Here is a 26,241-nt window from a genome sequence, read left to right as displayed (position 1 = left end):
TTTTGGTTTTGTACTTCTGATTTGGCAGCAGGACAGCAACATCAAACTTGAGTTTGGCGATATCAACGCCGACGGAGACAAGACTCATCATGGCACTCCATAACCTTATGAATAATATCGCCGGACCATCCTTATATGTGGGTGCTCGGGGCACAGGATACCGTTCGGTCTTGAGGCGACAGGGAAACAGGTTACCGGGGCATAATCTCTCCCACGGGCTCAGGGGCACCAGGGCCGGGTGATGCTCACCGGTAACCTCCCGATGATCAGTCGGGGATCTTCTCCGCAGAAACGGAGAAGATCAAGACATAAGGGCCGGGGTGAGGGGAACAGTTCTGGACTTAGAAGTGCGTATTCACACTCAGATAGTAAGTCCGCCCAGACTCGTTATAAGTCTCAGCCCCCGCACCGTACATATACCCGGTTGCGCCGCCAGTGGTTTGGGCGTTACCTGCGCGCCAGTGGCGTTTATCGAACAGGTTGTCGATACCCGCCGTCAGGCTGACGTACTTGGTCGCATCCCAGGTGCCGCTCAGGCCAACAATGCTGTACGGGCTCACTTCGTTGAGTTCGCTGCCGGTCGCTGGTTGGCCTTTGTAATTGTACTTCTTCGGTTGCTGTTTGCCATACCAGGTAAAGGTCGACTGCACCGAGAAGTCCTGCACCACCTGCCAGCTCAGCGTTGAGTTCAGGGTATATTCCGGGATGATCGACAGACGATCGCCGGTTTCCTTGTTCTTACTTTGCAGCATATAAGTGATGTTGTTGGTCCAGTTCACGGTGTCGGTAACCGGCACGTTCAGCGTACCTTCCAGGCCTTCAACCACCGCTTTCGGCACGTTTTCCCACTTATAGACATCTGTCCCGGCGGCGTTGGAGTACACCGGCGCATAGCCCGCTTCAATCTTGTTGCGATAGTCGTTACGGAACCAGGTCGCGCCTGCCAGCCAGCCGTCGCGTTTGAACTCCAGCCCAATCTCTTTGTTGATGCTGGTTTCGGCTTTCAGGTCGTCATTGCCTTGCAGGTAGCAGCCGCTGGCGCTGGCATAGCAGCCCTGGCCTTTACTGTAGAGAATGTAGTTCGGGTTGGTCTGATACAGGCTTGGCGCTTTATAGGCGCGGGCGATGCCCATTTTCAGGGTGAAGTCATCCCACAAACCTTGTGACAGGTTCAGCGATGGGCTCCAGTTGTCGCCCACAATGCTGTGATGATCGTAACGCAGCGCAGGCGTCAGCATGGTGGTGTCGGTGACTTCGATATTGTCTTCAGCAAACAGCGAGAAGATTTCTGCCTGAGAGTAAGGGCTGCGGCCGGTGCTGCTAAAGCCTGGGATCGTGCCGCCCATAAAGGTCTGGGTGTTCGAGCCGTTATCCTTCATCTTCTGCTGATTCCACTCGGTGCCGAGCGTCAGGTTCTGATTGAAGACGAAATCAATCGGGATGTTCACTTCGCTGTGCAGCAGGATATCGTCGAGGTCGATATCGACGAATTTATTGCTATTGAAAATTCCCTCGGTGCCGCCTGCCAGGCCTTCGCCTTTGCGTGAGTTGCGGGTGTGCTCGTATTGCACCCAGTTGCTGGTGGTCAGGCCGTTATCCCAGCCGCCGTTCCAGGTCAGAGAGAAGTTCTGGCGGTAGAGGCGGTTGGTCTCTTTGCCGTAGTTTTCTTTGACGAAATTGTTGGTGTTGGTGTTCTGAGTATCGCCCGCATAAAGGTTGTTCTGGCGGCTGTAGCCTGCCTCCAGCTCCAGAGACTGCATCGGGGCGAAGTCCCAGCGCAACAGGCCGTTGATGTCTTTGTTTTCAACGCCTTCACGCCCGGCAGGCAGGGTATTCTGGTAAATACCGGTACGCTCAGACTGATGGCCCTGGTTGATATCCCAGGCATCGGCCTGTGTTTTATCGAGGTTACCGAACAGACGGAAGCTGAAATCGCCGCCCATCGGGCCGGTCAGGCTAAAGTTGGTGCGTTTGGTGGAGCCTTCGTCTTTGTGCTCCGGCAGGTTCATGTAGGTGTCCCAGGAGCCGTGCCACTCGTTGCTGGCTTTTTTGGTGATGATGTTCACCACGCCGCCCGCTGCGCCGTTGCCGTAACGGGCCGCAGCAGGGCCACGAATCACTTCAATGCGCTCAATCATTTCTGGCGGAACCCAACTGGTATCGCCGCGGGTATCACGCTCGCCACGCCAGCCCAGACGCACAGAGTTACGGCTGGTGACAGGCTTACCGTCAATCAAAATCAGGGTATTTTCCGGGCCCATCCCGCGAATATCAATCTGGCGGTTGTTGCCGCGCTGGCCGCTGGTGGAGTTGCCGGTGAGGTTTACCCCAGGCATGGTGCGGATGATTTCAGAGACGTCGCGAGCGGGAGGTCTTTTGCGAATTTCCTCTGCGGTGATGGTGGAAACGCCCGGAGCCTGCAGGTTCTGCTGAGCCGCGGTGACAACCATCGTTTCATCATTCGCCGTGGTTTTCTCCTCAGCGGTTCCCTCGGCGTGCAAAGGAAACGCCACCCCATAAATCCCCAGATTGACCAGTAAGGCCAATGATTTGAGCTTGTTATTCATTATCGTCCTGCTTGGCAGTTGTGTGTGTCAAAAACGCGCGTCAATACGCTATTGCAAATGCAAATAGTTATCAATAATATTATCAATAATTTTTAACGTGTAACAAAGCATTCCACAGCAAACACGGGGTTAACGTGATGCAAACGGCAGTAACAGGGAGTGATGAGTGGTGGAAAACCCTCCACGGGCCGCAGTGGCACAGGGAAGGTGACCAATGCCATGTCACGTTTTACTGGCGTGATCCTGCCGGAAAGGAAGAAACATCGCCGTACCAGCGGGTGTGGATTTACATCACCGGCGTCACCGATCATCACCAGAACGCCGTGCCGCAGACGCTGTCCCGTCTGCCCGGCACTGACGTCTGGCAGTGGCAAACCACGCTGCCCGCCACCTGGCGTGGGAGTTACTGCTTCATTCCGGTGACGACTGAAAACGATTTTGCTGCCTCTTTGTTTCACACCGACAAGCCCGACCGCCCGTTGCTGCGCGAAGGCTGGCGAAAGCTGTTGCCCCAGGCGATAGCCGATCCGCTGAATGCGCAAAGCTGGCGGGGTGGGCGAGGCCATGCGGTTTCAGCGCTTTCACTGCCTGATGCGCCTGTTCAGCCCGGCTGGGATTTACCCGACGTGCCGTACGCGCCGCCAGTCTGCATTCACTGGCATAGCCAGCGGCTGGGAAATTCGCGCAAAGTGTGGATTTACACCACGGGTGAAGCCGCAGAACGGCCAATGGCGCTGCTGCTTGATGGCCAGTTCTGGGCCGAAAGCATGCCTGTCTGGTCGCCGTTGGCCCGGTTGACCCGCGAAGGGCAGCTTCCGGCGGCGGTGTATGTGCTGGTGGATGCCATCGACACGGCGTACCGCGGCGCAGAGCTGCCCTGCAACACTGATTTCTGGCTGGCGCTTCAGCAGGAGCTTCTCCCGCAAATTCAGCGTATCGCGCCTTTCAGTGAGCGTGAGCAACGCACCGTGGTCGCCGGGCAAAGCTTCGGTGGCTTAGCGGCAATGTTTGCCGGGCTGAACTGGCCGCAGCGATTTGGCTGTGTGCTAAGCCAGTCAGGTTCTTACTGGTGGCCGACACGCGGCGAAGGTCACGGCGGCGTGATCCTCGAAAAACTTTCTCGCGGTGAAGTTTCACCGCAGGGCTTGCGTATCTGGCTTGAGGCCGGGCGACGTGAACCGATTATCTTTCAGGCCAATCAGGCCCTCTTACACCAACTACAGCAGACACAGCAGCCGCTTTTCTGGCGTCAGGTTGACGGCGGACACGATGCGCTGTGCTGGCGAGGTGGACTCACGGCCGGGCTGATTGCGCTCTGGCTGCCACTCGTCACGGCATAAGCGCGCTTTACGACAGGAGTTTGGTATGCAAATCAGTAACCCTTTCGATGATGCGCAAGGGCAGTTCTCTATTCTGCGAAATGCTCATCATCACTACAGCCTGTGGCCGCAGCACTGTGCGTTGCCCGAAGGCTGGCGTGTTGTATGTCAGCCGCAATCGGCGGAAGCCTGCAATGCCTGGCTGGCAGAACGCTGGACGACCCTGAATCCTTCTTATTATGCCGGAGCCCGCCATGAGTGAACGTTTACCGCTGGTGGCGGCACAGCCGGGGATCTGGATGGCGGAGCAGCTCTCCACGCTGCCTAATGCCTGGAGCGTGGCCCATTATGTTGAGCTGGAAGGCGACATCAACGGCGCGCTGTTTCAGCAGGCGATTGCAACCGGCCTGAATCAAACAGAGACCGTGCGGACGCGCTTTGCGCAAGAAAATGGCGAAGCCTGGCAGTGGCTTGATGATCAGACGTTCGCCACGCCAGCCCTGTTCGACTTACGCGGTGAGGCCGATGCCTGTGCCACAGCAAAAGCGCAAATGCAGGCTGATTTAGCCCAAAACACGCGTGTGGATAGCGGAAACCCGCTGGTCTGCCATCAGCTTTATCAGGTCGCAGAAAACCGCTGGTACTGGTATCAGCGCTACCACCATTTATTGGTCGATGGCTTCAGTTTCCCGGCCATCACCCGCCAGATTGTCCAGATTTATAAAGCACTGCTGAGTGGCGAAACGATGCCCGACTCTCCCTTCACGCCTTTCGCTGAAGTGGTGGAAGAGTATCAGCGATATCGTGAGAGCGAAGCCTGGCTTCGCGATGGAGCTTTCTGGGCTGAACAGCGAAAAAGCCTGCCATCACCGGCATCGCTTTCTTCTGCGCCGTTGCCTGGGCGCGCCCATTCCACTGCCATCTGGCGATTGAAGCTGACAGCAAACAAGCAAGCATTCACACGATTAGTTACAACATACTTAAACCCGCGAACTGATTTGGCGCTGGCACTGGCGGCACTGTGGCTGGGGCGTTTATGCGGGCGCAGTGACTATGCGGCGGGGTACATCTTCATGCGTCGCATGGGCTCTGCGGCACTGACGGCAACCGGGCCGGTGCTGAATGTGTTGCCACTGGGCGTTGAAATTCGCCCGCAGGAAACGCTACCTGAACTGGCTGAGCGACTGGGTTCTCAGCTGAAAAAAATGCGTCGTCATCAGCGCTATGACGCCGAACAAATCGTCAGAGACAGTGGCAAAGCGGCTGGCGATGAACCGCTGTTTGGGCCGGTGTTTAACGTCAAAGTCTTTGACTATCAGCTTGATTTCGATGGCGTAAATGCCACCACGCACACACTTGCCACCGGCCCGGTGAACGATCTCGAACTGGCCTTGTTCCCGGATGACTCCGGTGGCCTGTCCGTTGAAATTCTGGCAAACCAACAGCGTTACAACGAAGCCGAGCTGCATAACCATGCCTCGCGTTTACTGTCGATGCTGGAGCAGTTTGCCACTAATCCTGAATTGCGCTGTGGTGAAGTGGAACTGGTGTCAGAGGCAGAGTATCAGCGCCTGGCGAGTATCAACGATACCGGCATGATGCTGCCAACGGAAACCCTCAGTTCGCTGGTGGCTGCACAAACAGAGAAAACCCCGGATGCTCCGGCGCTGGCGGATGCGCGCTGGCAATTCAGCTACCGTGAAATGCGCCAACAGGTGCAGGCGCTGGCCGTGCTGTTGCGTGAACGTGGCGTCAAACCGGGCGACAGCGTCGCGGTGGCCTTGCCTCGCTCTGTTTTCCTGACGCTCGCGCTACATGGCATTGTGGAAGCAGGCGCTGCCTGGCTGCCGCTCGACACGGGTTATCCTGACGATCGTCTGCAAATGATGCTTGAGGATGCAAAGCCCTCGCTGCTCATCACCGCCGACGATCAATTGCATCGCTTCGCTGACATCGACACACTTTGCTATACCGCACCGTTGCCAGTGACAGATGACGTTCTGCCTACGCTTTCCCGACCGGAACAGACCGCCTATATCATCTTTACCTCCGGCTCCACCGGGCGGCCAAAAGGCGTGATGGTCGGGCAAACGGCCATCGTGAACCGCTTACTGTGGATGCAGGAGAGCTACCCGCTCACCGCCGAAGATGTGGTGGCGCAGAAAACACCGTGCAGTTTTGACGTTTCGGTATGGGAATTCTGGTGGCCGTTTATTGCCGGAGCAAAACTGGTGATGGCGGAGCCGGATGCGCACCGCGATCCGCAGGCGTTGCAGCAATTCTTCGCAGAACATCGTGTCACCACGACTCACTTTGTGCCTTCTATGCTGGCGGCTTTTGTGGCTTCGCTGGATGAAGATAACGTTCATAGCTGCAAATCACTGCGACGCGTATTTTGTAGCGGCGAAGCGCTACCAGCCGCCTTGTGTCGCGAATGGGAACAGTTGACCGGAGCGCCACTGCATAACCTTTATGGTCCGACGGAAGCCGCCGTGGATGTGAGCTGGTATCCGGCATACGGGCCAGAACTTGCCGCGGTAACCGGCAATAGCGTGCCGATTGGTTTCCCTGTCTGGAATACCGGGCTACGAATTCTGGACGGCATGATGCGTCCGGTACCGTTTGGCGTGGCGGGCGATCTCTATCTGACCGGCATCCAGTTAGCGCAAGGCTACATGGGCCGTCCCGATCTGACCGCCAGCCGCTTTATCGCCGATCCGTTTGCTCCCGGCGAGCGCATGTATCGCACCGGTGATGTTGCACGCTGGCTGGATAACGGCGCAGTGGAATATCTGGGCCGCAGTGACGATCAGCTTAAAATTCGCGGCCAGCGTATCGAGCTGGGTGAAATTGAACGCGCGATACAGAGCCTCGATGACGTAGAGCAAGCCGTCGCTCACGCCTGCGTACTCAATCAGGCTGCCAGCGTGGGCGGCGATGCGCGCCAGCTTGTGGGCTACTTTGTCTCCGGTTCAGGGCTTCCGCTGGATAGTGACGGGCTGCTCGAACAGCTGCGTGAAATGCTGCCTCCGCACATGGTGCCGGTGGCGCTTATCCAGCTGTCATCCTTGCCGTTAAGTGCCAACGGTAAACTGGATCGTAAAGCGCTGCCGCTGCCGGAGTTGTCACAAAAAGCGCCAGGCAGGGCAGTGGAAACGCAAACAGAGCAAGCGGTAGCTCAAGCCTTCAGCGAATTGCTGGCCTGCGAGGTCAATGATGTGGAAGCTGATTTCTTTGCCCTTGGCGGACACTCACTGCTCGCCATGCGGCTGGCAGCCCAGCTGAGTCGACGCTTTGAACGGCAGGTGACACCGGGTCAGGTGATGGTCGCTTCGACCGTGGGTAAACTCAGCCAACTGCTTGAGTCCGATAACGATGAGCGAAGTCAGCGTCTGGGCTATGAAGCAATTTTACCGCTTCGTGAAGGCACCGGACCGACGCTGTGGTGCTTCCACCCGGCGTCCGGTTTCGCCTGGCAGTTTAGCGTGCTGGCGAGATGGCTGACGGCACGCTGGTCCATCACTGGCATTCAGTCGCCACGTCCGGAAGGGCCGATGGCGAGCGTAGAAAATCTGGATGCGCTGTGTGAACACCATCTTGCGACGCTACTGGAACAGCAGCCGCACGGGCCGTACTACTTGTTCGGTTATTCCCTCGGCGGCACGTTAGTGCAGGGTATTGCGGCTCGTTTACGTCAGCGTGGTGAAACCGTCGCCTTCCTCGGCCTGTTAGACACCTGGCCGCCGGAAACGCAGAACTGGTCAGAGAAGGAAGCTAACGGTCTGGACCCGGAAGTGCTCGCAGAAATTAACCGTGAGCGGGAAGCGTTCCTGGCCGCACAACAAGGGCAAACTTCGGGCGAACTGTTCACCGCCATCGAGGGGAACTATGCGGATGCAGTACGGTTATTGACAACGGCTCACAGCGTACCGTTCGACGGCAAAGCGACGCTGTTCGTGGCGCAGAAAACGCTAACGCCGGGCATGGACCCGCATAAAGCGTGGGCACCGTGGGTGGCCGAACTGGATGTGTTTAACCAGGATTGCGCGCACGTTGATATTATCTCGCCAAAGGCTTTTGAGCGGATTGGCCCGGTGCTTAAGGAGATACTGGGGTAACGGTTCATCATAAATCAGCACACGTATCGGTGGAATCTGCGCGAATGCCGGGCGGCGCTTCGCTGGCACCGGCCTACGATGAGCTCGGACCTGTAGGCCTGGCAAGCGAAGCGCCGCCGGGCAATAAAACAGGAAATGCCCCACGCAGGTGGGGCATTCAGTGTGCTGACAAAGAAGGAAAAAGCGTGGTTTTTCCTTCTTTGTGGTGAGCAGCCGAAAATCAATGAATTGATTTTCCTTATTGTTTGTTTCGCCACCCATGACAAAACTGTATTCGTTAGAGGTTTGTCATCAGTCTCAATGCCCCACGCAGGTGGGGCATTGTTTAACTCCAAATTACCAGCCGTAGCTCACGCCACCGCCAACCACGAAGTTCTGCTGAGTGTCATCAGACACCGAAGCTTTCACCACAACATGTTCAGTTGCGCGGGCAGAGAAACCAACGGCTAACGCGCTCTCGCTATCGGTCGTGCCCACGCCAGCCCCTACGCTGAAAGTCTGACCCTGAATCACCTGAGGAATGTTTGCCATCGCCGCCACGCCAGAAATCGCTGCAGAGGCGCGCTGACGGTTGTCATCCACTTCATTTTTCAGCTTGCCAAAGCTAGTGTTGTTATTGGCTTCCAGCGTTTGAATACGCTGCTCATGGTTCGCCAATTGCTGGCTGTTTTCAGCAACACGGTGATTGGTGGCCTTCAGAGCCTGCTGATTGGCTTGAGTATTGGCATAAGCGGCATCAGCGCGAGATTGTGCGTAGGCACCCGTGTTTTTGTTTTGCTGTACGCCAACTGCCAGGGTGTTGATGGCAGTGGATTGCTTCGCGTCCAGAGCTTTGGTATTGACGAGTGTGTCAGCGAAAGCGGTATTGATCTGATTCTGGCGATCGGTACGAATGTCAGAGTCGTGCGCAACCTGATCGATATGCTCTTTGTTGTCGTTAATCGCGTGGCTGTTATCGTTAATATCCTGCGTTTGTTCAGCATCATGCGTTTTAAGCTCATCGATTGTCCTGGTGTTTGCACTCGTAGTGTCTTCCGGCGTAATGCCTGCCGGAGTTGTGACATCCTGATTTACGACCGCAGGGGGTTGTGAGTAAGTTGCTGGAGTGAGCGTGTGTGCAAGGGTAATTGACGTGTCCAGAGGGGGAACCGGTACATTTTCATGCCCGTTGTAATAGGTCATGCCATTCATTGCATCTTCTACTGACTGCAAATTATCACGCCAGCTCTCGCGCATAATATTGATTTTATCCATCGGCACTTCAGGATGAAGTTGATGATAAGCCTCAATCACGTCAAGATCGCTGGCACTCAACTGCGCATGAGCCATTCCAGAGGCTGCACCCGCCATAATGGCTAATGCAATAAGCTGTTTTTTCATATCTAATAAGCCTGTTAATTTGATGTCGAAATCACTTAACGTCGGAGCTCAGGTTTTCGCGAACCCAAACTCCACCCCCTACGCGACGGATACTTGCCGGTATCCGTCGCGTTACTTTTTTGTCTGTACGACGTTCTGCAGACGAAATTTATCCTGTGCTTGTATTCGCACATTCTTTATTGCTTTTTATGGTGTTAGCTAAGACGTGCATAAGCACGGTTTATCATTGTGGCTGACGGCGTTTATCGCTTCTGACAGGCATAACGCCAGCTATTTCACCAGCGAGAATACGCAATCACCTTCAACGAATAATAAACGCGGTGCATATTACCTCGTCATTATTATTATTCAATGCCTGAAGGTTTTTATTTCTTTTGGGTGTTTATCATATTGTTTTTAATACAATTAATTTACTTTCAAAAGAGGGGTGGGTAATGAATGAATTTCAATTTCGAGGGCTTTTTGCACTATTGTTTTATTCTGTGGGGGTGATTGTTGAAATATTGTTTTAATTATATTTTATCTCTGTGTGTTTAGTGGTGGGTGATTGTTGGGCTAATTGTTTTAGCTGAAATAAAGTAATTTCATTAATGTATTGTATTAAGTTTATCTTTCACTCGAAAATTTATTTACACTGCAAACGAAAACAGGCTAAAAATGGATTTAGCGTAATGATTCAGTAATATGCAAAGATATGAGTCTGAATAACCAGTTTTCGTTTACGACACGCTTTACGCGGATCTTTTTTGTCATAAAAGGGAGTTTTTTGTGCTGCAAGAGAATGTATTAGGCTTATTACTGTTCACAGAATCCGCAGCTTAGCTGCCGGATCTCCCCAACGGCACCACCAACGGCGTGCCTGCTACCGGGTCGTCGATGATCATGCAGCGCATGCCATAGATTTGTTCGATCAACTCTGCGGTCACGATGTCGCGCGGTGCGCCTTGCGCCACAATCTTGCCTTCGCGCAGTGCAATCAGGTGCGTGGCGTAGCGGCAGGCTTGATTCAGGTCGTGCAAGACAGCCGCAAGGGTGTAGCCCTTTTCGCGATTCAACTCGCTGAGCAATTCCAGCAGGTCAATCTGATGGCTGATATCAAGCCAGGTCGTGGGCTCATCAAGCAGCATAATCGCCGTTTCCTGAGCCAGTACCATGGCTATCCACGCACGCTGACGTTGCCCGCCGGAAAGCGTGTCCACGCTCTGATTCGCCAGTTCTACGACGCCAGTGGCTTTCATGGCTCTGTGAACGGCATCTTCATCTTCTTTTCGCCAACGGCTAAACAGAGGTTGGTGCGGATAGCGACCTCGGGCCACTAATTCCTGCACCGTGATATCGCCGGGCGTGGTGGCATTTTGCGCTAACAGGCCAATACGTCGCGCCACGTCTTTGCTGGCAAAGTGCTGGATCTGTTCGCCATCAAGCCAGACATGGCCTTGTTGCGGTGTCATCAGGCGGCTGAGTGTGCGCAGCAGCGTCGATTTCCCGCAGCCGTTGGGGCCGATTATCGCGGTGAAATGCCCGTCCGGGATTGCCACCGTTAAATTGTCGGCGATGACTTTTTTGCCATAACTGAGCGTTAAGTGCTCGCCGTGTAGTCGGGAGGAGAGGGCGGTCATTTTTTACGAGACTCCTGAATAAGCAGCACGATGAGATAGAGGCCGCCAAGGCTGACGGTCATCACGCCCACCGGAAGCTGGTAAGGCATAAATAGTTGTTGAGCGCAGTAATCGGCCAGTGCCAGCACGAACGCGCCACACAGGGCGGACTGAGTCAGCCCCCAGCGAGCGGTGCCGCTGAGCCTGCGTGCAATATGTGGTGCGACAAGGGCAATAAAGGAAATCGGGCCTGCCAGCGCTGTTGCTCCGGCGGTGAGTACCACCGCGACCAGCATCATCAACAGGCGAGAGCGTTCGACTTGCACGCCAAGGGCGCAGGCGCTGTCATCGCCCATTTCCAGCAGGCGCAGGCGACGTACTAACAGTGCCGCGCAAGCCAACATAATGAGTAACAGAGGGGCTGACGGCCAGGTTTTCGCCCACGTCATGCCATTGAGCGAACCTGCGTACCAGAGCCCGGCCGAAACGGCGGTTTCCAGCGAAGCACGCAGCAGCAGCCAGGTGTTGAACGCCATCAGCATGGCCCGCACGCCGATACCAATAATGATCAGGCGAAACGTGTCTATGCCATCGCGCCACGCCAGCAGCCAGACGATCAGCGAAGTCACGATCCCACCGGCCATCGCAGCGAGCGCTATCGCTGTCAGATGTTGACCATACAGCACCATCGCCACCAGCACGCCGCTCCACGCCCCGGTGTTGAAACCCATCACATCCGGGCTGCCGAGTGGGTTACGCATCAGTGACTGAAAAATGGCTCCGCTAACGCCCAGCGCGGCACCAACCAGTAGCGCCATCAGCACGCGGGGCAAACGCCACTCGGTCACGACTAAGGTCACGTTACGTGGCGCATCCCCGAACAATGCCGAGAAGATTTGTGAGAACTCAAGGGTGACGACACCGCTGCGGAGGCTGAAAAGCGCAGTCATCAGGCTGGTGAGCACCAGAAAAAGGCAACTCAACACCAGCCTGCGGGAAGGGGCAATCATGCGGCACCTCCGCGTGGTTGGCGACGTACCAGCCAAATCAGCACTGGTGCGCCAATAAAGGCGCTCACGACCGAAACGCGTAATTCACCCGGCACCAGCAGGCGACCTAGAATATCCGCGAAAAGAAGAAGAGCAGGGGTGGCGAGCAGTGTGACGGGTAATGACCAGCGGTGATCGGCCCCCACCAGCCACCGCGCCATATGCGGCATCATCAGGCCGATAAAGGCTATCGGGCCGACCAATGCCGTAGCGCTGCCGCTCAAAAGCGTGATGGCAAGCAGGCCAAGCAGCTGCGTGCGGGCCACTTTATTGCCCAACGCGGTCGCCGTGTCTGCCCCCAGGCTCAGGCTGTTTAACGAACGGCTCAACCCTAACGCGATTGCTGTGGCCAGCAACATGGGGAAAACGGCGACCTTCAGGGTTTGCAGTGAACGAATATCGAGGGAACCCGCTTGCCAGAATCGAAGCTGATCGTAGACATCCGGATTGAGCAGTGAAATCCCGGTCGATAACCCTTCCAGCACGGCGGCAAGTGCTACGCCTGCGAGTGTCAGGCGAACCGGACTAAGTTGCCCACCGCCCTGGCTGCCGGTGAAGGCCACCAATAGCGAGGCGACAAACGCGCCGCAATAGGCGAGCAGTAATTGTTCCTGCGGGGAAGTCATGCCCAGCAACGCGGCACCCAGCACAATGGCGAAACTGGCTCCGGAATTGACGCCCAGAATACCTGGGTCGGCGAGCGGATTTCGGGTCAGCGTTTGCATCAACGCGCCCGCCAGGCCAAGCGCTGCGCCAGCCAGCAAACCGGCCAGCGTTCGTGGCAGACGGGCATCGAGCACGATGGTGCAATCGGCGCTTTGACAACTGCCGGAGAGGGCATCCACCACCACGTTTAACGGCAGAGATTTGGCACCAACCAGCAGGCTGAGGGCAACAGCAGTAGATAACAGTATCAACAATCCGGGCCCTGCGACGGTGCGCAGAGCGGCGGGGGAGAACGACATCGCCAGGTCCTTTGGTTGATAATGATAGTAATTATCGTTATCGATCTTATTCGTTTATGTTAGCATGTGCGGCCACGGAAATGGTACCGAAAGTTCGTTGAAGGCCCTGTGATGCAAAGACAATCCTGGCTGCTGAACGTCAGCCTGCTGAAGACTCACCCGGCGTTTCGCGCCGTCTTTATTGCCCGTTTTATCTCCATTCTTTCTCTCGGCTTGCTCGGCGTTGCGGTGCCGGTGCAAATCCAGATGATGACCCATTCAACCTTGCAGGTCGGGCTGTCCGTCACCTTAACCGGCGGTGCGATGTTTATCGGTCTGATGCTGGGCGGGGTATTGGCCGATCGCTATGAGCGCAAAAAGTTGATCCTGCTGGCGCGCGGAACCTGCGGCATCGGCTTCTTAGGCCTGTGGCTGAATGCGTCGTTGCCAGAACCTTCGCTACTGGCGATTTATTTGCTCGGCATTTGGGACGGGCTGTTTGCATCCATCGGCGTGACAGCACTGCTGGCCGCCACGCCCGCTCTGGTCGGGCGAGAAAACCTGATGCAGGCCGGGGCCATCACCATGCTGACTGTCCGTCTGGGCTCAGTGATTTCTCCGATGGTTGGCGGGTTGCTGCTCGCCAGTGGGGGCTTCTCCTGGAACTATCTGTTGGCGGCTATCGGGACGTTTATCACCACTCTGACGCTGCTGCGTTTACCTCAGTTACCGCCTCCGCCGCAGCCTCGTGAGCATCCACTGAAATCGTTAATGGCGGGTCTGAAGTTTCTCTTTAACAGCCCGCTAATTGGCGGCATAGCGCTGCTCGGCGGTTTGCTGACGATGGCGAGCGCGGTGCGCGTGCTTTATCCGGCGCTGGCGATGCAGTGGCAAATGTCAGCGGCGCAAATTGGCCTGCTTTACGCGGCAATCCCGTTGGGCGCGGCGCTCGGGGCGCTCACCAGCGGACGGCTCGCGCAGCACGTACGGCCTGGAATGCTGATGTTAACCACCACGGTGGCGGCGTTTATCGCGATTGGCTTATTCAGCCTGATGCCAGTTTGGCTGCTGGGCGTAATTTGTCTGGCGCTGTTCGGCTGGCTGAGCGCTGTCAGTTCGCTGCTGCAATACACCCTTATTCAGACACAAACGCCTGAAGCGATGCTCGGCAGAATTAACGGATTGTGGACGGCGCAAAACGTGACAGGCGATGCCATCGGTGCAGCACTGCTGGGTGGAATGGGTGCGATGTTAACGCCAGCCGCCGCAGCGAGTGTCAGCGGTTGGGCGTTGGCGATCGTGGGACTGTTGCTGATTCTGCTGTTGCGTGAACTGCGTGGATTTCGGCGGGAAGCTGAGCCAGTGGAAGAAGCCGCCTGATTGCCCGGCGGCGCTTCTGGACTGACCCCATAAAGTAGGCCGGGTCAGGCGAAAGCCGCCACCCGGCAATAACTCAGCCAAACAAAGCCTCAAGACGCTGCAATACCAGCATCGCGCTGTAGTAATCAAGACGGAACGTTTCGGTGCCAAGCGCATAAACATGCTTGTTCTGCACTGCGGTCAGGTGTGAGAGCAGTGGATTGGCATAAATCGCGTCGGCATCTTTCTGGTCGCCAGCAAACAGAAACAGCGATTGCCCGTTTAGACCGGTCGCCAGGTTTTCTCCGCCAAGCTGCAGAATGTCATGACGTTTGCCCTGGCTTTGGCTGGTGTGCAGCCCTTCAGGCAGCGGTGCCAGGCTGAAGCCGAGTTGTGCCAGAAGCTTGCCCTGTGCGGATTCCGGCGTCCACAGGTTGGCGGTATGCGCCGCGGCGGTGTACACCAGTGCGCTGACAGGCTGCGGCGGCAGTTTCATTTTTTGCTTTAGCGCGTTGAGCTTGCTGTCAAATTCGCTGATGCGTGCTGCGGCTTGTTTCTCCTGGCCGGTGATCGTGCCGAGCTGCGTCAGGAGTTGCTGCCAGCTCTTGTCGTCGTAATTGATGATAAGCGTTGGCGCGATGGCGGAGAGCTGATCGTAGAGCGCTAACGCGGAATCACCGCCAGTGGCGCTGATGAGGATCAGATCCGGCATTTGAGCGGCAACCGCTTCAGCGCTGGGCTCGCCAATGTACAGGCGAGCGAGTTTGCGTTGTCTGGCGACATCCCCCCACTGGCGCAGAAAACCCTGGTCATCCGCGACGCGATTATTCGGGGTTGTCGCGCCACTTGCTACCACGGGCGCATCAATGGCGAGAAGTGAACCGGTGAGGGTGACACTGGTGGAAACAATGCGCAGCGGCTTGCTGTCGAGCGTACGCGTCCCGCGGCTGTCAGTGACCTGACGAGGCCAGTCGGCAGCCAGCGTTGAGGTTAATCCTAAAAGCGAAAGACCGAGACACAACAGGGCATTACGGAAAAAAGCAGGGGATTTCACGAGGTCAGTATCCTGTTTTGGTGATATTAATGCTTCTCATTTTCACTTGAGGGGCGTGCAGATGCAAGCAGGATGATGCTGCGGAAGTTGACAGTGCGAGCGTTTACTTTTACCTTACCGAACAAAAATATAAATGATAATCATTATTAATATCTTTATCGTTTTGGAGGATGATATGGAAACGTCACTGGCTGAGGCCGTTCAGGAAGTCGCACCAACGCTGTCTGCCGACAGCTTCTTTTTTATGTCGCCGTACCGCAGTTTTACGACCCACGGCTGTTTTCGCCGAATTTCTCAGCCCGTGGAAGGGGGCGAAACGTTGGCTGGCGAATTCCAGACCAGCATCGCTCAGGCCTTTGCTGACGCCAAAGCGGCAGGCATCGACAAACCGTTGCTGGTCGGGGCCATTCCCTTCGACACGACACAACCTTCCGCGCTGTTTATCCCCAAAAGCAGCGAAGCGTTTTCCCGCACTGACAAACAACACTCCGCGCCCTTCGCCGCGACGCTGAAACCCATGCAGGTAACAGCCCGCAAGGAGATCCCCGAGCAGGATGTGTTTATGTCGATGGTGGCGAAAGCCGCAGAGCTCACCGCGACGCCGCAAGTGGACAAGATTGTCCTGTCGCGTCTGATCGAAATGACCACCGATACTGCCGTGGATACCGGAGCTTTGCTGGAACGTCTGATCGCTCAGAACCCGGCGAGCTTCAATTTCCATGTGCCCCTGGCTGACGGCGGTGTGTTACTCGGCGCAAGCCCGGAATTGCTGTTACGCAAAGAGGGCAAGCATTTCAGCTCTCTGCCACTGGCAGGTTCTGCGCGTCGTCAGCCGGATAACGTGCTGGATCGTGAAGCGGGTAACCGTCTGCTGGCATCTGAAAAGGATCGCCATGAGCACGATCTCGTCACCCAGGCGATGAAAAAAGTGCTGGCTCCACGCAGCGAAAAACTCGCACTGCCGTCATCCCCGCAGCTGATTACCACCCCAACACTCTGGCACCTCGCCACGCCCATCGAAGGCGAAGCGAAAGCGCAGGAAAACGCGCTGTCGCTGGCTTGTCTGTTGCACCCGACTCCGGCGCTAAGCGGCTTCCCCCATGATGTGGCGAAAGCGCTGATTGCCGAGCTTGAACCTTTCGAACGCGAGCTGTTCGGCGGCATTGTCGGCTGGTGCGATGCAGAAGGAAACGGTGAATGGGTGGTGACGATTCGCTGCGCCAAAGTCCGTCAAAATCATCTTCGTTTGTTTGCTGGCGCGGGCATCGTGCCTGCCTCTTCACCGCTTGGTGAATGGCGTGAAACGGGCGTGAAGTTAACCACCATGCTGAACGTGTTTGGCCTGAATTAAGGAGTGACCATGAGCGTCGCGTTTACTCGCTGGCCAGACGATCTGGCGGCTCGCTACCGTGAAAAGGGCTACTGGCAGGAATTGCCGCTGACCGACATGTTGACCCGCCACGCTCATAGCGATGCGCTGGCGGTGATTGAGGGAGAGCGCCGTGTCACTTACAGGGAGCTCAACACGCAGATTGATAATCTGGCGTCGTCATTGCAGCGTCTGGGTGTGAAACCCGGCGAAACTGCGCTGGTGCATTTGGGCAACGTGGCGGAGTTTTACATCACGCTGTTTGCGCTGCTGCGTATTGGCGTGGCTCCGGTCAACGCGTTGTTCAGCCATCAGCGGAGTGAGCTGCATGCTTACGCCGCGCAGATTGAGCCTGCCCTTCTGATTGCCGATCGTGAACACTCGCTGTTTGCCAATGATGAGTTTCTGAACTCGTTTGTGAGTGAGCATCGCTCGGTGCGGGCGGTGCTTCTGCGTAACGATCATGGCGAGCACGACCTGGCGGCCGCCATTGCCCAACCGGCCGATAATTTTGTGCCCACGCCGACTAAGGCTGATGAAGTTGCCTTTTTCCAGCTTTCCGGCGGCAGCACGGGCACGCCAAAACTCATTCCTCGTACCCACAACGATTATTACTACAGCATTCGTCGTAGCAATGAAATTTGTGAGTTCGATACCCGCACGCGGTATCTGTGCGCCTTGCCTGCGGCTCATAACTACGCCATGAGCTCGCCCGGCGCGTTGGGTGTTTTTCTCGCTGAAGGCTGCGTTGTGCTGGCGGCCGATCCCAGTGCGACGCTCTGCTTCCCGCTGATTGAACAACACAAGATTACCGTGGCGGCGCTGGTTCCGCCTGCCGTGAGCCTGTGGCTACAGGAAATTCAGGCAACCGGCAGCAATGCGCAACTTGCTTCCCTGAAACTGTTGCAAGTGGGGGGCGCTCGCCTGTCCGCGACGCTCGCCGCGCGCATTCCTGCAGAAGTGGGCTGCCAGTTGCAGCAAGTTTTCGGCATGGCGGAAGGGCTGGTGAACTACACCCGTCTGGACGATTCGCCGGAACGCATCATTCACACCCAGGGCTGCCCGATGTCGCCTGACGATGAAGTGTGGGTGGCTGATGCCGACGGTAATCCTTTGCCGCAGGGCGAAGTGGGGCGGCTGATGACCCGTGGCCCTTACACTTTCAGAGGCTACTACAAAAGCCCTGAACACAACGCCAGCGCCTTTGATGCCAACGGGTTTTACTGCTCCGGCGATCTGATTTCCATCGATGCAGACGGCTACATCACCGTGCAAGGGCGCGAGAAAGATCAGATTAACCGTGGCGGAGAGAAGATCGCCGCAGAAGAGATTGAAAACCTGATGCTGCGCCATCCGGCAGTTATTCATGCCGCGCTGGTCAGCATGGAAGACAACCTGCTGGGCGAGAAAAGCTGCGCGTATCTGGTGGTTCGCGAACCGCTGAAAGCCGTGGCGGTGCGTCGCTTTCTGCGCGAGCAGGGCGTGGCGGAATTTAAGCTGCCGAATCGCGTGGAGTGCGTTGCCGCACTGCCGCTGACACCGGTAGGGAAAGTCGATAAAAAACAATTACGTCAGTGGCTGGCTGAACGCGCCCTGGCCTGAAGGAGAAGAGTATGGCAATTCCAAAACTGCAGGCCTACGCACTGCCAACCGCCGCGGATATTCCGGCTAATAAAGTGGACTGGGCCTTTGAGCCTGAGCGCGCAGCGCTGTTGATTCACGATATGCAGGAATATTTCCTCAACTTCTGGGGTGAAAACAGCGAGATGATGGAAACCGTGGTAGCGAACATTAAAGCCCTGCGTGATTTCGCCAAAAAGCACAACATCCCGGTTTACTACACCGCGCAGCCAAAAGAGCAGAACGATGAAGATCGCGCGTTGCTCAATGACATGTGGGGGCCGGGGCTGACTCGTTCGCCAGAACAGCAGCGTGTGATTGCCGCGCTTGCCCCGGATGAAGCCGATACCGTGCTGGTGAAATGGCGCTACAGCGCGTTCCATCGCTCGCCGCTGGAACACCTGCTGAAGGAAACCGGACGCAATCAGCTGATCATCACCGGGGTGTACGCGCACATTGGCTGCATGACCACCGCGACGGACGCGTTCATGCGTGATATCAAACCGTTCTTTGTCGCGGATGCACTGGCGGATTTCAGCCGCGAAGAACATCTGATGTCCCTGAAGTATGTAGCCGGACGTTCAGGCCGGGTGGTTATGAGCGAAGAATTGCTGCCGTTACCGGTTTCGAAAGCTGCGCTGCGGGCGATGGTTTTGCCGCTGCTGGATGAGTCCGACGAGCCGATGGATGATGAAAACCTGATTGATTACGGTCTGGATTCGGTACGCATGATGGCGCTGGCGGCACGCTGGCGTAAGGTGCATGGCGATATCGATTTCGTGATGCTGGCTAAGAATCCAACCCTCGATGCCTGGTGGGCGCTGCTTTCCCGTGAGGTGAAATAATGGCGGGCTGGGATTTTCAGGGCAAAACAGTTTGGGTCACCGGAGCCGGGAAAGGGATCGGCTACGCGACCGCGCTGGCCTTTGCTGAAGCCGGGGCGAGCGTGACCGGTTTCGATATTGCCTTTGGCGAAGACGTTTATCCGTTTGCGACCGAAGTGCTCGATGTGGCGAATGCCGAACAGGTTCAACAGGTGTGCGCTCGCGTGTTTAACGACGTTCAGCGCCTGGATGTTCTGGTCAACGCGGCGGGGATATTGCGCATGGGCGCAACGGATCAGCTCAGCCTGGAAGACTGGCAGCAGACGTTTTCGGTGAATGTGGGCGGCGCGTTTCATCTGTTCCGCGCCACGATGTCTCAGTTTCGCCGCCAGCAGGGCGGAGCGATTGTCACTGTAGCATCCGATGCTGCACACACACCGCGAATGGGAATGAGCGCTTATGGCGCATCAAAAGCGGCGCTGAAAAGCCTGGCGCAAACTGTCGGGCTTGAGCTGGCTTCCAGCGGCGTGCGCTGCAATATTGTCTCGCCAGGTTCGACGGACACGGATATGCAGCGAACGCTGTGGGTGAACGAAGATGCAGAACAGCAGCGCATTCGTGGCTTTGGTGAGCAGTTCAAATTGGGCATTCCGCTGGGCAAAATCGCCCGTCCGCAGGAGATTGCCAACACCATCCTGTTCCTCGCTTCTGATAACGCCAGCCACATCACGCTGCAGGATATCGTGGTGGACGGCGGGTCAACACTGGGGGCGTGATGATTTGGGTTCGACATTTAACGCTTGAGCAACTCAACGCCACCAGCGCGAATACGATGGTCGCGCATTTAGGGATTGTCTACACCCGCTTAGGGGACAACACCCTTGAAGCAGACATGCCAGTGGATGGCCGGACGCATCAACCGTTTGGTCTGCTGCATGGCGGTGCTTCCGCGGCGCTAGCCGAAACGCTGGGGTCGATGGCGGGCTACCTGATGACACGCGAAGGGCAATGTGTTGTAGGCACGGAGCTTAATGCGACTCATCATCGAGCCGTTTCTCAAGGCAAAGTGCGTGCGGTCTGCCAGCCGCTGCATCTGGGCAAACAAACCCAGAGCTGGGAAATTGTGGTGTTTGATGAGCAAGGGCGGCGGTGCTGTACGTGTCGTTTGAGTACGAGGGTGATGGGGTAGCTCGGGCTGCCCCTCACCCCGCCCCTCTCCCCAAAGGGGAGAGGGAGAACATCGCATTGTTTGATGCCCTCGCCCCTTTGGGGAGAGGGCCAGGGTGAGGGGAAATTAAAGCATTGACACCACCCGACGAAGCAGGCGAATTCGTGGCTCAATCGAAGCAATATCCAGCCATTCTGCCGGGCTATGGAAGCCTGCCCCTACCGGGCCTAATCCGTCCAGCGTTGGAATGCCGAGCGCTGCTGTGTGGTTGGCATCACTGCCGCCACCCACCGCTTGCCAGGTGACTTTAATGCCTTCCTCCTGACCGGCCAGTTCCACCAGGCGCATCAGCAACTGGGTTTCTTCGCTCGCGGCCATCGCCGGTTTATGGTTCACCCGTGTCAGGCTGGTGGAGACTCCTTCCAGGAACCCTTTTTCGCACAGCGCCGTTAACGCTTGATGCACGCGGTCGTACTCGTCGTTTTCCCAGAATCGAACATCCAGTTCTGCGCTGAGTGCGGCTGGCACCACGTTCGCTGCACTTCCACCCTGTACCACACCGACGTTCAGCGTGGTGCCGCGATCAGTGTTCGACAGCGCATTGATAGCCAGAACGCTGTTTGCAAAAGCGGTGATGGCAGAACGGCCTTTCTCCGGCTCATTCCCCGCATGCGCGGCGACGCCTGTGAAAGTAAGCTTATAGCCCGCCATCCCTTTGCGTGCTTTTACCAGCGAGCCATCTGCACGAGCGGCCTCACAGACCAGAACACAGCGAGCGCGTTTTGCCAGCTTGCCGATCCATTCATGCGAATGCACGCTGCCCGTCTCTTCATCAGGATTCATCGCCACGGCGATAGACAGGCGTGCAAGATGTTCTGCCGGGAGCGTCCGCATGGCCCACAGGATATTCAGCAATCCGCTTTTCATGTCGGACACACCCGGCCCATAAAGCCGTTCTTCATCGCGGCTCATCGGGCGTTCTGCCACGGTACCCGCCGGGAAAACAGTATCCAGATGCCCGACCAACAAGACGTCAAATTCGGTTGCCTTGGGTTTATTGCACACAAATACGCCCGGCCCCACGGCGGAGCCTAAATCGACTTGCTCAGTGTGCCAGCCTTCTTGCTGCCAAAGGGTTTGCATTGTGGTGGCAACTTTCGCCACGCCTTCGTGGGTCTGCGTTCCGCAGTCAACATCCACCAACGTGCGTAATTCTTCGATGTATTTTTCCAGTTTCATGGTCAGTCCTTGTTTAGATAATGACGCGCATCAGCAGCATGGCTAAGAAGGCGTTGATGACGGAGATTGCAATCATCAGCGGAATACGTTTGGCGCGGGTGCCGATAACGCCAAGAATGCGGCCCAGATACTGCACCTGAGAGCCCATCAGATAGATGGCAGGCGCCAGAATCGCTAAATGTTCACCTGTCAGAATACCTTTATCAAACAGACCAATCGCGACCCCGATGGCTCCGCCCATCGACATCCAGCCGCCGATAAGCACCGCTGCCGCTTCACCCGGCAGGCCGAACAAACCCATCAGTGGCGCGAACACAATGCCCAGGCCTTTCAGTGCTCCGGTGATTTCCAGCGCTTTGATAATAATGAACGCCATGACCACGTTTGGCAGGGTGCTGGTGGTGGCGATATTCCAGCCCTTGCGGGCACCTTCGACAAAGACGTCGGTAATAACGGGGTTCGAGGTTGGGGCACTCATGAGGCTTCTCCCTGTGCGGTTGTAGAGACAGTCGCTTTTTTCTCGCTGATGCTGAGGATCAGCCGCATCAGGTTGGCACCGACAATTTTCATCATGAACATCACGGCGATGCAGGCCCCGATGGAAGTCGGCACCGCGGTTGTGCCGTCCACCGCCATGAGGGTGAACAGAATGGCACCTGAGGAGAAAAAGTTGGTGATCATGGCACCGGCCGAGAACTGGAACATGGCGAAGATATCTTTCTCTTTTTCGGTGATCTGGCCTTCATCAGCCAGGTTTCGCGTTAGTGAGGCGCCGACATCCGTGCTTTGCAGGCTGCCTATCAGCGCCAGCCCGGTCGTTCCCGGAATGCCCATCAGCGGGCGTAACAGCGGAGTCAGAAGGCGACGAGCGGCGCGTAAAGCACCGTAGTGCTCAAGCACGTTAATCATGCCAAGGGCGAACATCACGGCGGGGATCAGCCCCAGCGCAAACAGAAAGCCGTCCATTGCCCCGTGACCGCCATGGCCGCGAAAGGCGGAGGTCGTTGTGGTAATTGTCTCGCCTTGCTGATTGACGCTGCTCACGACTTTGCCGAAAGCACCGTTGAGGGTAGTGAAATCAAAAACGCCGTACCATTCCTTGCCGCCGAGCAAGCCTGAAAAAAAGACAGCGGCAAAGGCCAACGCGAAGTACGCGCCGGGTCCCACTCTGTTTTCCTGCGGTTGTGTACTCATCTCCATTTCCTTGTAGGTGGTTGTTTCGCCGATTCATTCTGCGGGCTGCGGCAGGAAAAATAATGATGCAAATCATTTTGTAACGTCAGGAAATTAATAAAGAATCAAAAGTGTGATGCAGAAAACGAATGGGTTCTGACGAGGGATGTTGCATGAAAAGTGATCGGCTTAACAATGTAATGTAAATACCAGGTGAGAAGTCGGTTTTCCTTGGTTGTCAGGTTGTTAAATCCAAAAGCGGTGTTATAGATACAAAATGTAACATCTTCCCCCTACACTGACGGACTAAGACCATGAACAACTCAGGGAAATACCTTATATGGGCAGTTCTCTCGATTGTGGGAGCCTTTGCCCTTGGCTACATCGCACTGAATCGTGGTGAACAAATCAACGCCCTGTGGATAGTGGTGGCGGCGGTTTGTATCTACCTTATCGCTTATCGTTTTTACGGCCGCTATATCGCCAAAAACGTGCTGGCCGTTGACCCCACCCGCATGACGCCAGCGGTACGTCATAATGACGGACTGGACTATGTGCCGACCGATAAGAAAGTGCTGTTCGGTCACCATTTTGCGGCGATTGCCGGAGCAGGGCCGTTGGTTGGGCCGGTGCTGGCGGCGCAAATGGGCTATCTGCCCGGGATGATTTGGATCCTGGCAGGCGTTGTGCTCGCCGGTGCCGTGCAGGACTTTATGGTGCTGTTTGTTTCCACGCGCCGTGACGGACGCTCCCTTGGTGAGTTGGTGAAAGAGGAAATGGGCGCCACCGCCGGGGTTATCGCGCTGATAGCGACCTTTATGATCATGGTCATCATCCTTGCGGTGTTGGCGATGATCGTAGTGAAAGCGCTGACTCACAGCCCTTGGGGTACCTATACCGTCGCCTTTACCATTCCGCTGGCGATTTTTATGGGCATCTACATTCGCTATTTGCGCCCAGGGCGTATTGGTGAGGTGTCGGTGATTGGCCTGGTGCTGCTGGTGTTTGCCATTATTTCTGGCGGCTGGGTAGCAGAAAGCCCGACGTGGGCACCGTGGTTTGATTTCACCGGTGTGCAGCTGACCTGGATGCTGGTGGGCTACGGTTTTGTCGCCGCAGTATTGCCCGTCTGGCTGCTGCTGGCTCCGCGCGATTATCTTTCTACCTTCCTGAAAATAGGCACCATCGTGGGGCTGGCAATTGGCATTCTGATCATGCGTCCTACGCTGACCATGCCTGCGCTAACCAGGTTTATCGATGGCACTGGCCCGGTGTGGACGGGGAACCTGTTCCCGTTCCTGTTTATTACCATTGCCTGTGGCGCGGTATCGGGGTTCCACGCTCTGATTGCTTCTGGTACCACGCCGAAAATGCTCGCCAATGAAGGTCAGGCTTGCCTGATTGGCTACGGCGGCATGTTGATGGAATCCTTCGTGGCCATCATGGCGCTGGTCGCCGCGTGCATTATCGATCCGGGTGTCTATTTCGCCATGAACAGCCCGATGGCCGTACTCGCGCCTGCGGGAACCACTGATGTGGTCGCTTCAGCGGCGCAAGTGGTCAGCAGTTGGGGCTTTGCCATCACGCCGGATACGCTGACACAAATCGCTAACGAAGTCGGGGAGCAGTCGATCATTTCCCGGGCAGGCGGCGCACCTACGCTTGCCGTAGGGATGGCGTACATTCTGCACGGTTCGCTTGGCGGCCTGATGGATGTGTCTTTCTGGTATCACTTCGCCATTCTGTTTGAAGCGCTGTTTATTCTGACGGCGGTGGATGCAGGCACACGTGCGGCGCGCTTTATGCTGCAGGATTTACTGGGCGTGATCAGCCCGAACCTGAAACGCACTGACTCCTTGCCAGCCAACCTGCTGGCAACAGCGCTGTGTGTGCTGGCGTGGGGCTACTTCCTGCATCAGGGCGTGGTCGATCCGCTGGGCGGCATTAACACCTTGTGGCCGTTGTTCGGTATCGCCAACCAGATGCTGGCGGGTATGGCACTGATGTTGTGTGCTGTGGTGCTGTTCAAGATGAAACGTCAGCGCTACGCGTGGGTTGCGCTGGTACCCACGGCGTGGCTGTTAATTTGTACCCTGACCGCAGGCTGGCAGAAAGCCTTCAGCAGCGATGCTAAAGTGGGCTTCCTGGCGATTGCCAATAAGTTCCAGGCAATGATCGACAGCGGTAAGATCCCGGTGCAGTACACCGAATCCCAGCTTTCGCAGCTGGTGTTCAATAACCGTCTGGATGCCGGGCTGACCATCTTCTTTATGGTGGTTGTGGTGGTGCTGGCGTTCTATTCTGTGAAGACTGCGCTGGCGGCACTGAAAGAAGACAAACCGACCGCCAAAGAAACGCCTTATGAGCCGATGCCGGAAAATCTGGAACAGATTGTGGCCCAGGCGAAGAGCGTGCATTAACAGGGGGGCCAGCCCCTCTCCCTAATCCTCTCCCGCGGGGAGAGGGGAAAATTCTGGTGCGGTTCTCTCCCTCTCCCTTTGGGAGAGGGCAGGGGAGAGGGGAGATCTACAGGAGATAACATGTTCGACACACTCTCAAAAGCCGGAAAATACCTCGGCCAGGCGGCGAAAATGATGATTGGCGTGCCTGATTACGACAACTACGTGGAGCACACGCGCCTGAACCATCCGGACAAAATGCCGATGACTTACGAAGAGTTTTTCCGTGAGCGTCAGGACGCGCGATACGGTGGCAAAGGCGGCGCGAAGTGTTGTTAGCCTTCTTTCGGCAGAAAGAGGCTGATTTGTTCCTGAGTACACCCATAGATGGCGGCCAGTTTCTCTCTGGTGCGCTTTTGCGGACGGGAATCAGGTGATTCCAGTTGCGAGACAGCCGACTGAGTAATGCCAAGTATATCCGCCACTTCCTGCTGCGACAGACCGCGCGCGATGCGCCAGGCCGCCTGCAGGCTGACATCCTCGGAGGTCATGAGGCAGGCGATTTCGTGGGGGATACCCACATTGTCATATTCATCATGTTCAGTGGGGATCTCCTCCCAATTCTCTTCTTCACCTTCCTCTTCAAGGGGGACACGGTCGAGCATCATGTTGAACCACACGTGGTAGGGCACCACGACGTATTGGGTGTTGCCTTGTTCATCTTTGATAAATTGTATGTTCATAGCGTGCTGGCTCCTCATGGAAGGCATAGGTTTTCGAGGTTCTTCGCAGGACTGCCACGACAGAGCAGATTTCATCATTGTCACCCGATCGAGTGAAAATAATCCTGTAGTTACCGACCCTAAGCCGATAGTGATCTTCTGGCACTTTAAGTTTTCGAATATCGAGCGGTGGGGCGCTTGTATCACCCAAATAGCCTAATTTCATCTCGATGTTTTGCTGATAACGCTTATCCAGCGACAGAAAATCTTTCTTCGCCGCTCGTGACCAAATGATCGTCAACTTGTCTTCCTGCAACATAGTCTTTCCTTATTTATTAG

The 26,241-nt window shown here is 56.2% G+C and carries 22 protein-coding genes; 11 read left to right on the top strand and 11 right to left on the bottom strand.

Features of this window, described 5'->3' with window-relative positions:
* Nucleotides 1–341 precede the first annotated feature (341 nt).
* Nucleotides 342–2,567 (bottom strand): TonB-dependent siderophore receptor, encoded by a 2,226-nt coding sequence (locus ACLW56_RS14975; RefSeq protein WP_330984548.1) that lies wholly within the window; start codon nt 2,565–2,567, stop codon nt 342–344.
* Between the two features lie 137 nt (nt 2,568–2,704).
* On the opposite strand from ACLW56_RS14975, the gene fes reads away from it, so the two are divergent.
* From fes to entF, 3 genes are read left to right on the top strand one after another with little or no spacing between them, the layout of a single operon-like run.
* Nucleotides 2,705–3,907, top strand: coding sequence for an enterochelin esterase (fes, locus tag ACLW56_RS14970; protein WP_330984547.1), 1,203 nt, complete (start codon nt 2,705–2,707; stop codon nt 3,905–3,907).
* Nucleotides 3,908–3,932: 25 nt separating this feature from the next.
* Nucleotides 3,933–4,148, top strand: a complete 216-nt coding sequence (locus ACLW56_RS14965; RefSeq protein WP_330984546.1) for an MbtH family protein — start codon at nt 3,933–3,935, stop codon at nt 4,146–4,148.
* Complete coding sequence (gene entF / locus ACLW56_RS14960; RefSeq protein WP_330984545.1) at nt 4,141–8,004, top strand: enterobactin non-ribosomal peptide synthetase EntF; 3,864 nt, start codon at nt 4,141–4,143, stop codon at nt 8,002–8,004. The genes ACLW56_RS14965 and entF overlap by 8 nt, the downstream gene beginning before the upstream one ends.
* Nucleotides 8,005–8,340: 336 nt before the next feature.
* On the opposite strand, the gene ACLW56_RS14955 is transcribed toward entF, so the two are convergent.
* The 4 genes from ACLW56_RS14955 to fepD form a co-directional block, all read right to left on the bottom strand.
* On the bottom strand, nt 8,341–9,384 hold the full coding sequence (locus ACLW56_RS14955; RefSeq protein WP_330984544.1) for a YadA C-terminal domain-containing protein: 1,044 nt from the start codon (nt 9,382–9,384) through the stop codon (nt 8,341–8,343).
* Between the two features lie 818 nt (nt 9,385–10,202).
* On the bottom strand, nt 10,203–11,003 hold the full coding sequence (fepC, locus tag ACLW56_RS14950; RefSeq protein WP_330984543.1) for an iron-enterobactin ABC transporter ATP-binding protein: 801 nt from the start codon (nt 11,001–11,003) through the stop codon (nt 10,203–10,205).
* Nucleotides 11,000–11,992, bottom strand: coding sequence for an iron-enterobactin ABC transporter permease (gene fepG / locus ACLW56_RS14945; protein WP_330984542.1), 993 nt, complete (start codon nt 11,990–11,992; stop codon nt 11,000–11,002). The genes fepC and fepG overlap by 4 nt, the downstream gene beginning before the upstream one ends.
* A complete protein-coding gene (gene fepD / locus ACLW56_RS14940) occupies nt 11,989–12,996 on the bottom strand; it encodes a Fe(3+)-siderophore ABC transporter permease (protein WP_330984541.1) in 1,008 nt (335 codons plus the stop codon). The genes fepG and fepD overlap by 4 nt, the downstream gene beginning before the upstream one ends.
* 111 nt (nt 12,997–13,107) lie before the next feature.
* On the opposite strand from fepD, the gene entS reads away from it, so the two are divergent.
* Nucleotides 13,108–14,355 (top strand): enterobactin transporter EntS, encoded by a 1,248-nt coding sequence (entS, locus tag ACLW56_RS14935; RefSeq protein ID WP_330984540.1) that lies wholly within the window; start codon nt 13,108–13,110, stop codon nt 14,353–14,355.
* Nucleotides 14,356–14,428: 73 nt separating this feature from the next.
* On the opposite strand, the gene fepB is transcribed toward entS, so the two are convergent.
* Entirely contained in the window at nt 14,429–15,388 is a 960-nt protein-coding gene (gene fepB, locus ACLW56_RS14930) for a Fe2+-enterobactin ABC transporter substrate-binding protein (protein WP_330984539.1), read from the bottom strand.
* Between the two features lie 175 nt (nt 15,389–15,563).
* Between fepB and entC the strand changes: the two genes are divergently transcribed.
* The 5 genes from entC to entH are packed head-to-tail and all read left to right on the top strand — an operon-like array spanning nt 15,564 to nt 20,390.
* On the top strand, nt 15,564–16,739 hold the full coding sequence (entC, locus tag ACLW56_RS14925) for an isochorismate synthase EntC (protein ID WP_330984550.1): 1,176 nt from the start codon (nt 15,564–15,566) through the stop codon (nt 16,737–16,739).
* Between the two features lie 9 nt (nt 16,740–16,748).
* Entirely contained in the window at nt 16,749–18,359 is a 1,611-nt protein-coding gene (entE, locus tag ACLW56_RS14920) for a (2,3-dihydroxybenzoyl)adenylate synthase EntE (RefSeq protein WP_330984538.1), read from the top strand.
* Between the two features lie 11 nt (nt 18,360–18,370).
* Complete coding sequence (locus ACLW56_RS14915) at nt 18,371–19,222, top strand: isochorismatase (protein WP_330984537.1); 852 nt, start codon at nt 18,371–18,373, stop codon at nt 19,220–19,222.
* A complete protein-coding gene (entA, locus tag ACLW56_RS14910) occupies nt 19,222–19,977 on the top strand; it encodes a 2,3-dihydro-2,3-dihydroxybenzoate dehydrogenase EntA (RefSeq protein WP_330984536.1) in 756 nt (251 codons plus the stop codon). Before ACLW56_RS14915 ends, entA begins: the two co-directional genes overlap by 1 nt.
* Nucleotides 19,977–20,390, top strand: coding sequence for a proofreading thioesterase EntH (entH, locus tag ACLW56_RS14905; protein ID WP_330984535.1), 414 nt, complete (start codon nt 19,977–19,979; stop codon nt 20,388–20,390). The genes entA and entH overlap by 1 nt, the downstream gene beginning before the upstream one ends.
* 105 nt (nt 20,391–20,495) lie before the next feature.
* Here the strand turns inward: entH and ACLW56_RS14900 are convergent, their stop codons facing one another.
* From ACLW56_RS14900 to ACLW56_RS14890, 3 genes are read right to left on the bottom strand one after another with little or no spacing between them, the layout of a single operon-like run.
* Nucleotides 20,496–21,608 (bottom strand): M20 family metallopeptidase, encoded by a 1,113-nt coding sequence (locus ACLW56_RS14900; protein ID WP_330984534.1) that lies wholly within the window; start codon nt 21,606–21,608, stop codon nt 20,496–20,498.
* Nucleotides 21,609–21,621: 13 nt separating this feature from the next.
* Entirely contained in the window at nt 21,622–22,086 is a 465-nt protein-coding gene (locus ACLW56_RS14895) for a YjiG family protein (RefSeq protein WP_330984533.1), read from the bottom strand.
* Nucleotides 22,083–22,802 carry a nucleoside recognition domain-containing protein gene (locus tag ACLW56_RS14890; RefSeq protein ID WP_415377872.1) on the bottom strand — a complete coding sequence of 240 codons (720 nt, stop codon included), beginning with the start codon at nt 22,800–22,802 and terminating at the stop codon, nt 22,083–22,085. Before ACLW56_RS14890 ends, ACLW56_RS14895 begins: the two co-directional genes overlap by 4 nt.
* A 293-nt stretch (nt 22,803–23,095) precedes the next feature.
* Here ACLW56_RS14890 and cstA point away from each other — a divergent pair, with 293 nt between their 5' ends.
* Together cstA and ACLW56_RS14880 are read left to right on the top strand one after the other, a co-directional pair.
* Nucleotides 23,096–25,201: a pyruvate/proton symporter CstA gene (gene cstA, locus ACLW56_RS14885; protein WP_330984531.1), complete on the top strand. Its 2,106-nt coding sequence runs from the start codon at nt 23,096–23,098 to the stop codon at nt 25,199–25,201.
* 120 nt (nt 25,202–25,321) lie between these two features.
* A complete protein-coding gene (locus tag ACLW56_RS14880; protein WP_330984530.1) occupies nt 25,322–25,519 on the top strand; it encodes a YbdD/YjiX family protein in 198 nt (65 codons plus the stop codon).
* Here ACLW56_RS14880 and ACLW56_RS14875 read toward each other — a convergent pair.
* Both ACLW56_RS14875 and ACLW56_RS14870 read right to left on the bottom strand, forming a co-directional pair.
* Nucleotides 25,516–25,923: a helix-turn-helix transcriptional regulator gene (locus tag ACLW56_RS14875; protein WP_330984529.1), complete on the bottom strand. Its 408-nt coding sequence runs from the start codon at nt 25,921–25,923 to the stop codon at nt 25,516–25,518. The genes ACLW56_RS14880 and ACLW56_RS14875 overlap by 4 nt on opposite strands.
* Entirely contained in the window at nt 25,898–26,221 is a 324-nt protein-coding gene (locus tag ACLW56_RS14870; RefSeq protein WP_330984528.1) for a type II toxin-antitoxin system RelE family toxin, read from the bottom strand. The genes ACLW56_RS14875 and ACLW56_RS14870 overlap by 26 nt, the downstream gene beginning before the upstream one ends.
* Between the last annotated feature and the right edge of the window lie 20 nt (nt 26,222–26,241).

The sequence above is a fragment of the Pantoea sp. sgz302252 genome (assembly GCF_047713085.1).
Classification (GTDB): Bacteria; Pseudomonadota; Gammaproteobacteria; order Enterobacterales; family Enterobacteriaceae; genus Scandinavium.
Note: the sequence above shows the minus strand (reverse complement) of the source record. Positions and strands in the feature narration are given on the sequence as shown.